Here is a 15,905-nt window from a genome sequence, read left to right as displayed (position 1 = left end):
TGAAACAATGAGTGTTAAAGATCAGGTATTAGAGATTATCAAAGCTTCAGCAAGTCCGCTCAGCGCAGGTGAAGTCGAAAAGCTCTCCGGTCTGGAACGTAAAGCGGTCGATAAAGCCTTCACGGAACTCAAGAAGGAGAACGCTATTGTTTCCCCGGTCCGCTGCAAATGGGAAGCCGCCGTTAAGTAGCCTGCACTATAGTCCGGAACACAAAGAAGGCCCATGCGGTTGGCAGCATGGGCCTTTCTCTATGATGCAGCTGAAAAAGATATCAGGAAGCAGTATTCTCCAGCACACGGTAGATGATTACCGCTGCCTGGGCACGGTTTGCAATGTCTTTCGGAGCAAACTTGCCGCCCCCGACACCGTTAACAATGCCAGTCTCAGTCAGCCGGGCAATAGCATCCTGGGCATATGAAGCAATTTCAGACCGGTCGGCAAAATTCTGCAGCGCAGCTGTCTTATCAACAGAAGGCAGCTGGTCTCCATATGCATTTACAATCATGATTGCCATTTCTTCGCGGGTAATTTCACGGCCTGGCTCAAATTTACCGTTCCCGGTGCCCTGTACCAGTCCGGCATTAACCGCGGCTGCGATTGGACCGGAGTACCATACGCCTTGTTTCACATCGCCAAACGCCGTGGTTGAAGCGGAATCGTTAAGCTTCAGCGCACGGACGAGCATGGTAACAAATTCTGCGCGGGTTACACTCTTAACCGGTGCAAAGCTGTTGTCGTCAAGACCGTTCACAATCCCTTGGGCAGCCAGGGCATGAATAGCATCCTGGGCCCATGCAACTTTAGACAGGTCTGCAAATACAGGTGCTGCACTTGGAGCCGGTGTCGCCGTTGGTGCAGGTGTAGCGGTTGGAGCCGGTGTAGCGGTTGGTACAGGACTTGCTGTCGGCACCGGTGTTGCTGCAGGCGCCGGATTTCCGCCGGAAGACGGAGGATCGGCAGGGGGATTCAGGTTCAGACTGTAAATCTGGAATCCGTTGATATCCTTGGCCTTGGTATCCGTAATATGAGCCGGCAGCACATCCGCTGCTTTAGGCGAAGAAGTAAATGTTACATTCACATTCCCCCTGACCGGAGCAATCGACCAGTTGTTGTCAGCAGAAGGATCTACTGTTCCCGCTTCGCTGATGTAATCCATCAGCACCTGGCGGTTCTCCATCTGGGAGTCAATAATCATCTGGGCACCCTTGACACCCGGGAAGTTACCGCCGCCGCTGGCGCGGTAGTTGTTCGTAACTACGACAAAGTCCTGGTTCAGATCAAGCGGACTTCCGTTGTAGGTAATCCCGGTAACACGGCTGGAGGAAGCGTCGTTCATGGTTCCATCCGGCTTGTATTTCGCATTTTTGGTCACATCAATTTTGTATTCCACACCGTCAATGATATCGAAATTGAACACGGAGAAAGCCGGGTTAAGCAGCGGCTGCGCTGCAGGAACCTCCGGATCGATCCGGTTGAACATCCCTGCGCTCATCTCAATCCATTCTTTTACCGTAGAGCCCTTAACCACAATCGCTTTCAGCGTATTGTCGTACAGGTAGAGGTCACTTGCGCTGGCGATTGTCAGATTGCCCTGCTTAATTTCGGTATACTCCTCAGGACCGTTGCGGCCCGCCTTGAATGGCGCACCCACACTGAGAACCGGCAGGCCTTTGTAAGGAGCCAGTGCGGCATCTGATTGAATCAGTCTGGACACAAACTGCTGCTGGGCAGCGGTTACGATCTGTACCGTAGGATCATCCTGCACCAGAGCGAAGAAGCTGTTCATTGGCGCAGTGGTTACACCCAGAGGCTGATTCACATACTCAATAGTAGCCTGATGATCCGGTCCGGCCAGCGCTTCAATCTCCTGATCCCCTGCTACGCCCGCAATGGAACGGTTGGCAGAGATGGAGTTGGCTTTATCCACTTCCCAGCCGCCGTTACCGTCAGGAACGATTTTCAGATCAATCAGCCCCAGGTTTCCGCCGCCGTATCCCGCTTGAACTGCCGGGGTGCCGTTAATCTGGCCCTTTACGTTGTCGACTTTAGCCTCAGCGGTGTTGTAAGGCAGCTTGGTCGCAGGATCCTTAAAGATCGTATCGAGTGCAGCATTATCCTTGGCAGGGAACACCTTGTGCGTATGGGAGAATGTAATTGCATCGATGCCCTCTACCTTGCTCAGGTTATTGATATCATTTTCTGCCCCTGACCCTTTGACCGCTGTCGCATCAAAACCGGTGTGCGCCATTGCGATGATCACATCAGCACCCTCGGCTTCCATCAGAGGAACAAATTTTTCTGCAGTTTCAGTAATATCTTCAGTTCTGACCTTACCCTCCAGGTTCACCTTGTCCCATTCCATAATTTGCGGAGTGACGAGACCGAGCAGACCCACTTTGATAGTATAGGTCTCACCGTCGGAGCCGGTAACTTCTTTATTGATAATTTCGTAAGGTTCAAAAGTGTTTTTACCGTCAGAAACATTATAAATATTCGCACCTACGTAATCGAAATCAGCATCTGTGCTCTCTTTATGTTCTTTACTTCCGTTGATCGTACGGTCCAGATAGTCAAGCCCGTAGTTAAATTCGTGATTACCGAAGGTGGCTGCATCATAACCCATGGCATTCATAGCCGCGATAAGCGGGTGAATACGGTTGCCGTTAGACATCATGTCGGACTTGTTCGCCAAGTATGTACCCAGCGGGGTTCCCTGAATCAAATCGCCGTTATCGAGCAGCAGGTTGTTCGGATTTTGTGATCTGGCTGTTTTGACCAATGTAGCCGTGCGGCTCAGGCCCACTGACGCAGATGCTGCATTCTTGAAATAATCCCAGCCGTACACATTCGTGTGCACATCCGTAGTACTCATGACACGAAGATCAACTGTAACCTTGGAATCTGCACCGGCAGGTGCACCGGCAGCTTCTGCTGTGCCAGCTCCCAGGACCGTACCTGCAAACGCTCCGCCAAACACCTGTGCTGTCAGCACGGAAGTTGCAAGCACTGCTGCAAAAGGCTTCTTGCGCTTTACGTTACCCATATTTTCTTTATCCTCCCAGTTTCTCTTTGTAGCAACCGATTAAGAGTGTAACATAACCCGACATATGAATCTAGCAAATCGCTGCTACCAGCTTTACATAGAGTCATATTTTGTGTGAAGCAACACTTTTTCAGCGCAATTTTAGTCATACTGCCTCAATAAAAAACCATTTATTTACAAAAATAGCGCCTGCCGCGAAGCATCCGGTTAAGAAGCTTTACGTACAGGCGCTATGTAACTTCACATTATTTTTGGTAAAAACAACTGACTAGTTCTGCATTACAAAATCGTTGTCAATCTTCACACTCGCATCTTCAAACGTCCGCAGAATATCATAACGGGTATTGCGCTGTGCCGGAATTTTGCCGGCTTCACGGATCAGCTGGGTGATCGACTCAATGTTAACCTTGTACGTCGCCCCGGCTGATGATACCACGTTTTCTTCAATCATCGTGCTGCCGAAGTCGTTGCAGCCGTACTGCAGGGACAGCTTGCCTACCTCAGGGCCCATAGTCACCCAGGAAGACTGGAAGTTCTTGATATTGTCCAGCACCAGACGGCTGATCGCTACTGTCTTGAGGTATTCTTCCGGTGTCTGTCTGTCCAGCTTGAGGTTGGTGTTGTCGGGCTGGAAGGTCCAGGAGATGAACGCCAGGAAACCTTCGGAATCATATTTATTGGCGATGCACTGATCCTGTGCTTCACGTACCCGCAGCAAATGCAGGGCCCGCTCCTCCATGCTCTCGCCAAGGCCGATAACCATCGTAGCTGTTGTGTTCATACCTACTTTATGTGCTGTCTGCATAACCTCCATCCAGTCGGTCCAGGAGCCTTTGAGCCGGCTGATCTTGCGGCGGGTGCGGTCATCCAGGATTTCGGCGCCGCCGCCGGGCAGGGAATCCAGGCCTGCAGCATGAATCTCGCGCACTACCTGCTCAAGGGGCAGGCCGGAGACTTCCTTCATCTTCATAATCTCCGCCGGAGAGAAGGAGTGCATTGTAATCTCAGGGAACCGCTGTTTGATGCCGCGCAGCAAATCCGTATAATAGCTGAACGGCAGGTTCGGATTCGTTCCGCCCTGCATCAGGATCTCTGTTCCGTTTACGGCAATTGTCTCGGCTATTTTTTGATAAATGGTTTCATCCGGAAGCACATAGCCTTCCTCTGAGCCTGGTCTGCGGTAGAACGCGCAGAAGCGGCAGTACACATCGCATACATTGGTATAGTTAATATTGCGGCCGATTACAAATGTAGTTACCGGATCGGGATGCCAGCGTTTCATGATAATATCTGCGGCAGCACCCATCTTTTCAATTTCGTTGCTCTCAAACAACGTGATCGTGTCCTCCAGCCCAAGACGTTCGCCCTTTAAAGCTTTATCCAAAATAAGATCTACTGCACTCATCGTTTGCAGCCTCCCTTTAAGCCCATACAGTATATGGAAATATTAAAATTGTATAAAAAATCACTAAACCCGTTCCTTCATCGTATCATAATCAGAGCGGCTTGAGAAACCTTTACTTCGTTATCCTTTTTAAAATGTAAAAAACAGCAGCGCCAAAGGTGGCGCTGCTGTTTGTCTGCCTTATTGCTTGCTGATATTGCGGCTCGCTTATACAGTCCTGCCTTCCTCCAGCTCACTTCGCGCTGCCTCCAGCGCCTGGTCCAGATCGGCAATCAGATCATTCACATGCTCAATGCCGACGGAGAAACGCAGCAGCCGGTCATCCACCCCGACCGCATCGCGGATTTCTGCCGGAATGTCGGCATGGGTCTGTACAGCCGGGTAGGTCATCAGTGATTCGACACCGCCGAGGCTTTCGGCGAAGGCAATCAGACGGATATGGCGGAGCAGCGGCTCCACGTATCTGGCGTCTTTTACCTTGAACGAGAAGATTCCGGTGTTGCCAGAAGACTGGCGGTTCTGGATCTCGTAACCCGGATGGTCCGGCAGGCCCGGATGGAACACTTCCGCAATCGCCTGGTGCTCCAGCAGATGACGGGCAATGGCCAGTGCATTGCTCTCATGCCGCTCCATACGCAGTGCCAGTGTCTTCATGCCCTTCATCAGCTGATAGCTGTCATTCGGCGCAAGCACCGCACCCATCGAGTTATGCAGAATTGCCATTTCCGCAGACAGCTCCGCGCCTTTGGTAACAATCAGGCCTGCCAGCACATCATTGTGTCCGCCAAGATATTTGGTGGCACTGTGGACAACGATATCTGCACCGAGCTCCAGCGGACGCTGGAAGAACGGGGTGAGCAGCGTATTGTCAACGATCGTGAGCAGCCCGTGGCGGCCTGCCCATGTACACACTGCCGCAATATCCGTAATCATCATCAGCGGATTGGTCGGCGTTTCAATAAATACTGCCTTGGTCTCCGGACGGCGGGCTGCCTCCAGCCCGTCCAGATCATTCGTATCCACATAGGAGGCGCTGATGCCGTATCTGGACAGAATCCGCTCAAGCAGACGGTAAGTTCCGCCGTACAAATCAAGAGATACCACAAGGTGGTCACCTTGCCCGAACAGGGCGAAAACTGTAGTCAGTGCGGCCATCCCGGAGCTGCAGGCAAATCCCGCATCGCCGGCTTCCAGCTCAGCCGCAGCCTCTTCAAGGACAGAGCGTGTCGGATTTTTGGTCCGGATGTAGTCAAAACCCGTACTTTGTCCAAGCCGCGGGTGGCGGAATGCCGTTGCGTTATAAATCGGGTAATTGATTGCCCCTGTTGCGGGATCTTCCTGTGAGCCAATTTGCGCAAGTCTGCTTTCAATCCTCAGTTTCTCGTCCATGATAAGCCTCCTAAAGTGGTGTGAAGTATAACTGTTGCTTCTATATATAGATTATAAAAATATAGAAATCGGCGCTTTATTGAAATGCATACCGGGGCAGATCCTTAAATGACCGGTCCGATATCGTAGGGCGTCTCCTGATAGACATAGTAATTGAGCCAGTTAGCGAACAACAGGTTCGCATGGGCGCGCCAGACTGCAGGCGGTGTACGCTGCGGATCATCCTTTGGATAGTAATGCTTCGGCAGCGCAATGTCCATCCCCTTGGCCACATCACGGTCATACTCCCATTTCAGCGAGAACGGATCATATTCGGAATGTCCGGTAACAAAAATCTGCTTCCCGTCATAAGCGGAAACGAGGTACACTCCCGCTTCTTCGGATTCAGCCAGAATCTGCAGGTCCGGACAGGCTTCAATATCTTCGCGTGAAACGTCGGTATGACGGGAATGCGGAACATGGAACACTTCATCAAAGCCGCGCAGCAGCTTAACGTTATCCTGGTTGACCGTGTGAGGGAAGACACCGAAGCATTTCTCCGGCAGACTCACCTTGCGCACACCAAAATGATGATAAAGTCCCGCCTGGGCCGCCCAACAGATATGCATGGTCGAAGTTACATGGTGTTTGCTCCATTCAAAAATAACCTTCAGCTCTTCCCAGTAGTTCACATCCTCGAACTCCAGCTGCTCTACGGGAGCGCCGGTGACAATCAGGCCGTCCAGACGGCGGTGGCTGATTTCATCGAAGGTTTTGTAAAAGCTCTTCAGATGCTCCGGCGAAGTGTTCTTGGAGGTATGGGAGCTGGGATGAAGCAGCGTAACATCCACCTGCAGCGGAGAATTCCCGATCAGGCGCAGCAGCTGCGTCTCGGTCGTTTCTTTTGTCGGCATCAAATTCAGTATTGCAATCCGCAGAGGGCGGATATCCTGATGGAAAGCCTGGCTTTCATCCATTACAAATATATTTTCTCCGGACAAAACCTCTTTGGCCGGCAGACTGTCGGGAATTTTAATCGGCATTGCTGTATCCACTCCTATTTTGAAATGTGCCCAAACGGGTTATTACTAAAAATACATCAAAAAAGACCCTTCTCGGTCGAGAAAGGTCATATAGCTGGTGTCATATGCGCCTCTCTCATCTGCCAGAGAGCTTCTGCCCGGATTCCTTCCCGTGCATAGCTTCCGCAAGAATTAGCACCGTGCGTATACACGCCGGTTGCCGGGTTTCATTGGGCTAGTCCCTCCACCTGCTCTTGATAAGATTTAGCTGTATTCAATTAGATTCATCACAAACATCTGCAGATGTTTTTCTTAAAATTCACTTTAAATCATGAACCTCCTTTTCGTCAAGTCATACAATGCTAAAGTAGCCTCAAATTGAAAAGAATTTAGCTTGAAAGAGGCATACCCCGGCGTTATACTAGACAAGTGTTTCATACCCTATATGACGAAAAGAAGAGGTGAGAGAAGAATGGAAGGCGACCCGGGTGCGCATTTAAGCGTGCAGAGTGAGCAACCACACAGGATTAACATCAGCTTGCCGGCGGCGGGTGCATTTCTTCTTCATGCCCTCGGACCGTCATTTGGCCTTTATTGATTGATTGTACCACCGGCCAAGCTGATTGTTTCTCTGTGCTGAAAATTAGCATAACCCCGGATAAGACCGGGGACAGAAGGAGTGAATCAGATGAAAATCCGGCTGGTTAACGCAGGTGTATTTACGCCTGTAGATAATATTGAAGCAACATTGACTGCCCCTGCAGAGGGCTTCTACTGGATTGATGCCGATGTAGAGGATTTGGAACTGCTGCAGCCGCTTTACGGCCTGCATGATCTCGCCGTTGAGGATTGCCTCAGCGATGAGGAACAGCGCCCGAAGATTGAAATTTATGAGAGCCATTATTTTATTGTAGTTAACAGTATCCGTTTTGATGACGAGGAGATTTTCCTGCGTGCGCTTAACGTATTTCTGGGCAGACATTTCATTATTACGGTGACGAAGCAAAAGATCCACGAGCTGCGGGTCCTCAAGCCCATTCTGTGGGAACAGGAGGTCAGTGAACCCGACCGGTTCCTGTACCATCTCATCGACCTTGTTGTAGACAATTACTTCTCCGTAGGCGACCGGATTGAGGTCCGGATCGAAAAGCTGGAAGAAGATATTCTGATGCACACCAAGAAATCTCATCTTAGCGAAATCATCGGTCTCCGGAGTGAAATTTTGTGGCTCAAGAAAATGCTGGGACCGCAAAAAGAGGTTATCAACACCCTAAACAAAAAAGACCTCCGCCTGATCGACGACCAGCTGCAGAAATATTTTAGCGACATTTATGAAAATGCGGTCAAAATTTCTGAAACCTTCGAAACCTACCGCGATCTCATGGGCAACTTGCGTGAAGCTTATCAATCCAGTATCGCGAACCGTGCCAATGAAATCATGAGAGTGTTTACCGCAATTACAACGATATTCATGCCATTGACCGTAATCACCGGGATTTATGGTATGAACTTTGACAATATTCCCGAGACGCATTCCCAGTACGGATACTACGGGGTCATTGCCGTGATGGTGACACTCGGCTGCGGCATGCTGTATATTTTCCGTAAAAAGGATTGGCTATGAGCAGTAACGTACGAATACGCTGAGGCGAAGGTAACCGGTACCGTTGGTACGGCAGCCTTCGCCTTTTATTTTGCAGCAGCTGGTGCGCTTTACTTCAATGGAGCAGGTATATAAAAGAGTGCTGTTCTAGCTTATCGCCAAGTTTGCCTTGACCTCCTGCTCCCTGCGGAATCGGATGCGGATCAGCCGCAGGCGTTCATAGTACAGATCCACCCCTTCAGCAGGCGTGAAATCCTCCCCGTAAGCTTTATGCAGCACCGGCTTCAGATACGTATCCCCCAGCAGCTGATAAGCTGTCATCACAGAGCTCTGCTCACTGGCAGGGACCTCCTTAAGTTCATGCTCAATCAGCCTTTCCACGGAATAGCCGTCCTTCTCCAGCTCTTCTACAGCCTCCAGCACTTCCCGCCGGCTCACACCGCTTGCGGCTTTCAGCTCCTCGATCCCTTGTCCGCTTTCGATGCCCTGGAGCAAAATCCGGCGCAGGCGCAGGCGTTCCAGCTGCTTCTTATATTTGATCTCCTTTTGTTTGTAGAGCCAGGAGGTAAAGCCTTCTTCGTCAATGTTCTCCGGAACCCAATTCAGCGGGAATTGATGCTCGCGCCCGGCAGCCGCTGTAATGTCCAGCCATTCCGCTCCAAACTGCGCAGCCTTGCCTTCGCCAACACCGGGGATCTGCAGCAGCTCTTCCGGCGTATGCGGGAGAAAGCTGCTTAACATCCGCAGCAGCCGGTTGCTGGCGAGTATGTATGGCGCCCTGCGTTCACTTGAGGCTTTGCCTCTGCGCCAGGCACACAGCTCCTCATAGACGGCTTCATTGCTGTGCAGTTCGCTGTAAAACTGCAGCTTAAGATGATCCTGGCTGCGCCCCGCCGGACCCTCCTCCTCATGAAACACGCCGTCGATCAGCGGACGGTAGCCCTCTCCCATCTTCACTGCCAGCTCATGCCTGTAAACACACAGCATTTCATTCCACGAGCCGCCTTCATACCAGATGCTGTCATCTGAATCCTGGTCCCCGGAAAAATTGCGCCAGCCCAAACGCCAGACTCCTTCATCCTCGCCAATCCACAGCTGGGCAAACTTCTCCTGATCGGCACCTGAAATTCTGGACAAGCGGTTCATAAATACAATTTGCATACAAATCCCTACCTTCCTCGGCTTACAGCAAGCATGATTCTAACGGCGGCAGAAGTTTCTGCGCTGGTTGTACCGCTGTATTACAGACCCCTGAACGCACAAAAAGCACCTCTCTCACGTCAAACGCGAAAGAGGTGCTTCCTCTGATAATGCTATACTGTTAATTCCTACAATACCATATATTGCGTAACAGTCAATCTCTTTTTGATGCACGCACATGAACCTGGCGATTCACTTGTCCTACGCTCTTTCCAGTGCCAGCTTAGCCAGACCGACTGCACCGGCCAATCCGGCATTGTCTCCCAGCAGCGGCGGAACCACGTAATTGCTGATCCCGTCATTAAGCGCAGGATGCTGGACATAACCGCCCAGCAGCTCCTGCAGCTTGGCTTGGATCAGCGGGAACAGCTGGCTCTGCTTCATTACTCCGCCGCCCATTACGATCTTCTGCGGCGACAGGATCAGCACATAATTCATCAGCGCATGTGCCAGATAGTGCGCCTCCATCGCCCAGGCAGGATGGTCGGCAGGCAGCTCGCCTGCCGGCTTGCCCCAGCGCTGCCCGATTGCAGGACCTGCTGCGAGGCCTTCCAGGCAGTCCCCATGATACGGGCAGAATCCGGCAAAGCTGTCCTCCGGATGACGCGGCACCAGGATATGTCCCATTTCAGGATGGGACAGGCCGTGAATCAGCTCGCCGCCGACAACCGCCCCCGCTCCGATGCCTGTGCCGACGGTAATATACAGGCAGCTGTCCAGTCCCTGCGCCGCGCCCCAGGTATATTCGCCAAGTGCCGCGCCGTTAACATCCGTATCAAAACCGATCGGCACCCCGAATTGTTCCTTCACGGCACCTACCAGATTAAATTGTCCCCAATGAGGCTTGGGTGTAGTAGTTATGTAACCGTAAGTCGGGCTGCCGATAACCGGATCGATAGGTCCAAATGAACCGATCCCGATCGCCTCCACCTTTTTATCCGAGAAATAATCCAGCACCAGACCCATAGTCTCCTGAGGCGTCGTTGTCGGGAAGCTTACCCGGTCAATAATCGTACCCTCCTCATTCCCGATTCCGCATACAAATTTAGTTCCCCCAGCTTCAATAGCTCCAAGCAATGTCACAGCAGCAGTCTCCCTTCACTCTGTTTATCCAGCCGGCGGCTGGCTGACTTAAGATATCATTCCGTAAATAAAGCGTTCTCTTTCCTCATTATACGTGGGGTTAGCTGGTATGACAAGCGGTTGACATATATCGTTTTAGAACACTGCTGCTCTTCAAAAGATCCTGCAACCGCTTGATTTGACTTGTAAAAATGTCATTCAAGTAATATAATCATTAACTATATAAAGATGAACCGGAGGCCCATTATGAAACTTGACCTGACTGAAGAATCTCTGCCTGTATACGAAGCGCTGTCTAGTGCTGTACGGCTGCAAATGCTGCGGCTGCTGGCTGACCAGCCCATGAACGTTAAGGAGCTCGCAGGAGCGGTTAAGCTGAGCAGTGCAATCATGACCATGCATGTACGGAAGCTGGAAGCGGCCGGACTGATCACCACACATATGGCCCCGGGCCGGAGCGGTCTGCAAAAAATCTGCTCCCTGGCCACAGACGGAGCCGAAATTATTTTTCCGGTTCATGCCAGTACGGAGCGCAAAGGCCACCGCAAGGAAATTCCCGTGGGCCATTATTCCGATTTTCAGATCGAACCGACCTGCGGGCTGTCCACCACCGAACAAATTATCGGCAGCTTTGACGATCCGCGCTATTTCTGGGACCAGGAGCGGATGAAAGCCGGCATTTTGTGGTTCGGCAAGGGTTATGTCGAGTACAAAATCCCCAACTTTCTGTTGTCCAGCCAGCAGCCGGAGGAACTGGTCATCACGATGGAAATTGCTTCCGAAGCACCGTCTACCAATAACAACTGGCCCTCTGATATTACCTTCACGCTGAACGGCAGAAAACTCGGCTACTGGACCAGTCCGGGGGATTACGGTGACAGCCGCGGGAAATTCACTCCCGGCTGGTGGCCTGCGCACACTAACCAGTACGGCCTGCTCAAGCAGCTGCGGGTTACGCCTAAGGGAACGTTCATGGACGGTCTCAAGCTCTCCGATGTTACGCTTACGCAGGTCGGTATCCGTGACAAGCAGTGGACCTTCCGTCTGTCCGTAGAAGAAGACGCCGAGCATATCGGCGGGCTCACGCTGTTCGGCAAAGGCTTCGGCAATTACAACGACGATCTTGTATTCGAGCTATTTTACAGTGACGCCGCCAACCCTACGGAAGCGCCCTAAGGCGCTGAACGGGTAAGCGAGGCAGCAGGATTAAGCGTGGCAGGTGATGGTGACGACGGCTTGATCGGTGATGATAGCGCTGGTGCGGCCGGAGGTGAGACGGCGCCATGGGTGATGATAATGCTGGTGCGGCCGGTTACCGCTGCAGCATAGCGCTACTGCTTCACTTTGGTTGCTTAGTAACGCTAACGGACAGTAGATCCGCTATTCCGTGATTTATGCGGCTTTTTCTAAGCTAACGGACCGTAAGTCCCTTATTTCCTCCCCGGCAGCCACTTTTCGGGTGAAATTGCGGAAATAAGAGATCTGAGGTCCGTTAGCTTTTTAAAGTGGAACATTTGGCGCAAATAGGGGATCCTGGGTCCGTTAGAAGTGTGCACCTGCTCAAATTGAAATTAGTTTGTTGTTCGAACCCTATTGCCCAGCGTCAGCACAGATAAACATACGGCAAAACAGCGGCAGTCACCGGAAGAGGTACATCTCTCCCGTGACTGCCGCTGTTCTCGTTATGCTTATTTTCTTTATTCAGCCACCGGCTGCCATAATCCGCCCCCCGGCAGCGGGCAGCCCCGTTCTTTGAGCTTCGCCACAACCGGTATAATGCAGCCGCAGGCGATGCAGGTCACGCCATCCTGCAGCTTGGGGCAGGAGGCGCACAGTGCAAGGCGCGCAGCGTATACATCATCCGGCGCTGTGTTGCCGGGGTTGAACATCGGCGAGGCCAGGATCCGGCTGATCTGTGCATCAGTTACCTTGTAGTCATCCCGGCATCCCTTGCAGGTTGATGTAATACTCATATAAGACCGCTGCCTTAGACCTTAGGCGTAATTTCCAGCACGGTTACAGACATCGGAGGCAGCTCCACATTTAGGGTGTCTCCCTCCAGCTTAAAGGCAGTAAACGGCTGCGGAACCACTGCTTCAGGCTGGCTGAAGGTGTTGTGGGCGTCGATGCTTGCTCCGGCAAGTGTAGTACCTGTAATCTCTGCCTGCTGTCCGGCTAGTCCGCGCAGCTCCAGCGGAAGCACCGCTGCTGCAGCGTGGTTCAGGTTGCACAGGCTGACATGGATGACGCCTTCTGCATTCACGGAAGCAGATGCCGAAACCTCAGGGATTTCGCGGCCATCATAACTGTAGGAACCGGACGTAAGGGACAGCTCCAGAAGCTCGGCGTCCTGATGCACCTTATACATGTTGAAAACATGATATGTAGGCGTCAGCAGCATCTTTTCCCCTTCGGTAAGAATGACTGCCTGCAGGACGTTAATCGTCTGGGCGATATTGGCCATGCGTACACGGTCACTGTGCTTGTGGAAAATGTTCAGGGTCAGCCCCGCAACCAGCGCGTCACGGATCGTGTTCTGCTGATACAGGAAGCCCGGATTGGTGCCCGGCTCCACATCATACCAGGTGCCCCACTCATCAACGATCAGGCCGACCCGCTTCTCAGGATCATATTTATCCATAATGACGCTGTGGCGGGTAACCAGTTCATCCATGCGCAGTGCCTTCTCCAGCGTAGAGAACCACTCGGCCGTCTCAAAACCTGTAGCTGCCCCCTTGTTCTCCCAGCTGTCTCTTGGAAGCGTGTAATAATGCAGCGTAATGGAATCCATGAACCGCGCCGCTTCGCGCATCAGCACTTCCATCCAATGGTAGTCATCAACATTCGGCCCGCAGGCAATCCGGTGAATCCGGTTGTCTCCGTAATTGCGCACATAAGTCTGATAACGGCGGTACAGATCCGCATAATATTCCGGACGCATATTTCCGCCGCAGCCCCAGTTCTCGTTGCCCACGCCAAAATACTTTACCGCCCAGGCCTCTTCCCGGCCGTTCTCCTTCCGCAGTTCTGCCATTGGAGATACGCCGTTAAAGGTGAGGTATTCCACCCATTCCGACATTTCCTGTACGGTACCGCTGCCCACATTGCCGTTGATGTAAGGCTCGCACTCCAGCATAGCGCACAGCTCCATAAACTCATGGGTTCCAAAATGGTTGTTCTCTACCGCACCGCCCCAGTGCGTATTGATCATGCGTTTGCGTTCCTCGCGGGCACCAATTCCGTCCTTCCAGTGATATTCATCGGCAAAACAGCCGCCGGGCCAGCGAAGCACCGGTATCTTGATTTCTTTAAGCGCTTCCACAACATCGTTGCGGATCCCCTTGGTATTCGGAATCGGTGAATCCTCGCCTACCCAGATTCCTTCGTAAATACAGCGTCCCAGATGCTCGGAAAAATGTCCATAAATATTGCGGTTAATAGTGCCTTTGTGGATGTCTGCGTTCAGTACTGCACGCTGAGCCATTTAAAAAGCCACCTCTCATTAGTTAATATAAATATTAATTATTAAACTTACATATTAACATTATAAACACTGTAACTTTCTCCCGTCAATCTTTATATTAAGCACGGTTGGCAGCTCTTACACCGGCCTGGGAATGTGGGTATCCGCATCTTATTTATGTTCTGGAGGAGCCGCTTATTGTCCTGTTGAACACCAGGATGATATTATAGCAGTGGCAGTTAACAACAAATACAGCAGACATGGAGAATCATATGATTAGACCTATTTGTAAAGACATGAGCATTTTGAGCCAAAAATCCGCTCCGGCAACCCGGGAAGACCTCCAGGTGTTAGATGACCTTCTGGACACGCTGCGGGCAAATGCGGACCGTTGTGTCGGTATGGCGGCTAATATGATCGGTGTCAATAAACGAATCATTGCCTTCAGCATCGGACCTGTTAACATAGGCATGATCAATCCGGTTATCACCAAACGTACCGGCCCTTATGAAACAGAGGAAGGCTGCCTCTCACTGGAAGGCGTAAGGCATACTGCACGTTACCAGTCGATCGAAATCGAGTTCCTGGACCGCAATTTCAAGCAGCAGAAGCAGGTCTTTACCGGCTTTACTGCACAGATCATCCAGCATGAGGTCGATCACTGCGAAGGAATTATTATTTAAAATCTTGAGCGGAGACTAACCAAAGTATCTGCTACGTACAAAAAAGCGCCTTTAGACCGATAACGGTCCAAAAGCGCTCTTTTTTTGTATCTATGCGTTTAACCCAAATCCCCCAGCTCAATCTGCACAATACCGCGTTTGTCCTCCACCGGGCCGACCAGATGGATCAGGCTGCCGAACTCCAGCTCCTGGAACTTGCGTACCGCATTCTCGCGCTGCAGCTCCCACAGGCATTCCGTCAGGGTGCAGACCACCGGCACGTCGCAGCGGATTTCCGCCAGCTCACGCGACAGATGCAGCATATCAAGATCCGCTTCAATCTTGGCCCTTACGCCCTTGGGCAGCAGGTGCAGATTCTCAATAACGCCTTCCACGTTGCCGTATTCGGTCACCAGCTTCAACGCTGTTTTCTCTCCGATCCCCTTAACGCCGGGATAATTGTCGCTCGTGTCGCCCATAAATCCTTTGAGGTCGATGACCTGGGAAGGAGTAAGCCCTTTTTCCTCAAGCAGCTCCGCCGGATCGTAGACTTTGTAGTTCGAGCGGCCTTTTTTCATAATGACGACCTTAACGTTATCCGTGACCAGCTGCAGCATATCATGATCACCGGTGAGAATATAGACCTCGGACTCTCCGCCGTAGCAGGCCGCAAGTGTGCCGATGCAATCATCCGCCTCATAGCCTGCCAGCCCGATGTTCGGGACGCCCAGCTCAGCCACAACTTCTTTGACCAGATCAAACTGCGGAATCAGCTCCAGCGGCGCCTCAATCCGGTTCGATTTGTAGCCGTCATACTTCTCGGTACGGAACGTCCCTTTGCCCATATCCCAGCAGCAGACCACATGGGAAGGCTCAAATGTGCTGACCGCGTCAAAAAAATACTGCAAAAATCCGTACACCGCATTGGTCGGCAGCCCGGCCTTCGTCTTGCGGATATATCCTCCATAAGAGGTCGCATAAAAGGCCCGGAACAGCAGAGCCATTCCATCGACGATCATTACCCGGCTCTTTGTTTCTGAACTCATGTGTAACCT

13 protein-coding genes and 1 riboswitch are annotated in these 15,905 nt (G+C 51.7%); of the genes, 4 read left to right on the top strand and 9 right to left on the bottom strand.

Going from position 1 to position 15,905, the window contains the following annotated elements; genetic code table 11:
• Positions 1 to 7 precede the first annotated feature (7 nt).
• Positions 8 to 190 (top strand): transcriptional regulator, encoded by a 183-nt coding sequence (locus C2I18_RS20975; RefSeq protein WP_249897670.1) that lies wholly within the window; start codon positions 8 to 10, stop codon positions 188 to 190.
• Between the two features lie 82 nt (positions 191 to 272).
• On the opposite strand, the gene C2I18_RS20970 is transcribed toward C2I18_RS20975, so the two are convergent.
• The 4 genes from C2I18_RS20970 to metA all read right to left on the bottom strand — a co-directional run bounded on the left by C2I18_RS20970 (position 273) and on the right by metA (position 6,860).
• A complete protein-coding gene (locus tag C2I18_RS20970) occupies positions 273 to 3,044 on the bottom strand; it encodes a bifunctional 2',3'-cyclic-nucleotide 2'-phosphodiesterase/3'-nucleotidase (protein WP_249897669.1) in 2,772 nt (923 codons plus the stop codon).
• A gap of 268 nt (positions 3,045 to 3,312) precedes the next feature.
• Complete coding sequence (gene mqnC, locus C2I18_RS20965) at positions 3,313 to 4,449, bottom strand: cyclic dehypoxanthinyl futalosine synthase (RefSeq protein ID WP_249897668.1); 1,137 nt, start codon at positions 4,447 to 4,449, stop codon at positions 3,313 to 3,315.
• A gap of 207 nt (positions 4,450 to 4,656) precedes the next feature.
• Positions 4,657 to 5,838, bottom strand: coding sequence for an aminotransferase class I/II-fold pyridoxal phosphate-dependent enzyme (locus C2I18_RS20960; RefSeq protein ID WP_249897667.1), 1,182 nt, complete (start codon positions 5,836 to 5,838; stop codon positions 4,657 to 4,659).
• Positions 5,839 to 5,942: 104 nt separating this feature from the next.
• Positions 5,943 to 6,860, bottom strand: coding sequence for a homoserine O-acetyltransferase MetA (gene metA, locus C2I18_RS20955; RefSeq protein ID WP_249897666.1), 918 nt, complete (start codon positions 6,858 to 6,860; stop codon positions 5,943 to 5,945).
• A 112-nt stretch (positions 6,861 to 6,972) separates the two neighbouring features.
• A riboswitch (SAM riboswitch) is annotated at positions 6,973 to 7,103 on the bottom strand.
• A gap of 424 nt (positions 7,104 to 7,527) precedes the next feature.
• On the opposite strand from metA, the gene corA reads away from it, so the two are divergent.
• Entirely contained in the window at positions 7,528 to 8,463 is a 936-nt protein-coding gene (gene corA / locus C2I18_RS20950; RefSeq protein WP_249897665.1) for a magnesium/cobalt transporter CorA, read from the top strand.
• 126 nt (positions 8,464 to 8,589) lie between these two features.
• Here the strand turns inward: corA and C2I18_RS20945 are convergent, their stop codons facing one another.
• Both C2I18_RS20945 and C2I18_RS20940 read right to left on the bottom strand, forming a co-directional pair.
• Positions 8,590 to 9,603, bottom strand: coding sequence for an HRDC domain-containing protein (locus tag C2I18_RS20945; RefSeq protein WP_249897664.1), 1,014 nt, complete (start codon positions 9,601 to 9,603; stop codon positions 8,590 to 8,592).
• 240 nt (positions 9,604 to 9,843) lie between these two features.
• On the bottom strand, positions 9,844 to 10,725 hold the full coding sequence (locus tag C2I18_RS20940; RefSeq protein WP_275100936.1) for an ROK family protein: 882 nt from the start codon (positions 10,723 to 10,725) through the stop codon (positions 9,844 to 9,846).
• A gap of 246 nt (positions 10,726 to 10,971) precedes the next feature.
• On the opposite strand from C2I18_RS20940, the gene C2I18_RS20935 reads away from it, so the two are divergent.
• Positions 10,972 to 11,901, top strand: a complete 930-nt coding sequence (locus C2I18_RS20935) for an ArsR/SmtB family transcription factor (RefSeq protein ID WP_249897663.1) — start codon at positions 10,972 to 10,974, stop codon at positions 11,899 to 11,901.
• Positions 11,902 to 12,422: 521 nt separating this feature from the next.
• On the opposite strand, the gene C2I18_RS20930 is transcribed toward C2I18_RS20935, so the two are convergent.
• Together C2I18_RS20930 and C2I18_RS20925 are read right to left on the bottom strand one after the other, a co-directional pair.
• The gene (locus C2I18_RS20930) at positions 12,423 to 12,698 is read right to left on the bottom strand and encodes a DUF6171 family protein (RefSeq protein ID WP_249897662.1); all 276 of its coding nucleotides are present in this window, start codon (positions 12,696 to 12,698) and stop codon (positions 12,423 to 12,425) included.
• 14 nt (positions 12,699 to 12,712) lie between these two features.
• A complete protein-coding gene (locus tag C2I18_RS20925) occupies positions 12,713 to 14,209 on the bottom strand; it encodes an alpha-N-arabinofuranosidase (RefSeq protein ID WP_249897661.1) in 1,497 nt (498 codons plus the stop codon).
• A gap of 275 nt (positions 14,210 to 14,484) precedes the next feature.
• On the opposite strand from C2I18_RS20925, the gene C2I18_RS20920 reads away from it, so the two are divergent.
• Positions 14,485 to 14,871: a peptide deformylase gene (locus C2I18_RS20920; RefSeq protein ID WP_249897660.1), complete on the top strand. Its 387-nt coding sequence runs from the start codon at positions 14,485 to 14,487 to the stop codon at positions 14,869 to 14,871.
• 98 nt (positions 14,872 to 14,969) lie between these two features.
• Here the strand turns inward: C2I18_RS20920 and C2I18_RS20915 are convergent, their stop codons facing one another.
• Positions 14,970 to 15,896 (bottom strand): 5'-3' exonuclease, encoded by a 927-nt coding sequence (locus C2I18_RS20915; protein WP_249897659.1) that lies wholly within the window; start codon positions 15,894 to 15,896, stop codon positions 14,970 to 14,972.
• Between the last annotated feature and the right edge of the window lie 9 nt (positions 15,897 to 15,905).

The organism is Paenibacillus sp. PK3_47 (genome assembly GCF_023520895.1).
Taxonomy (GTDB): Bacteria; Bacillota; Bacilli; order Paenibacillales; family Paenibacillaceae; genus Paenibacillus_AQ.
This window is presented reverse-complemented; position numbering and strand designations above follow the sequence as displayed.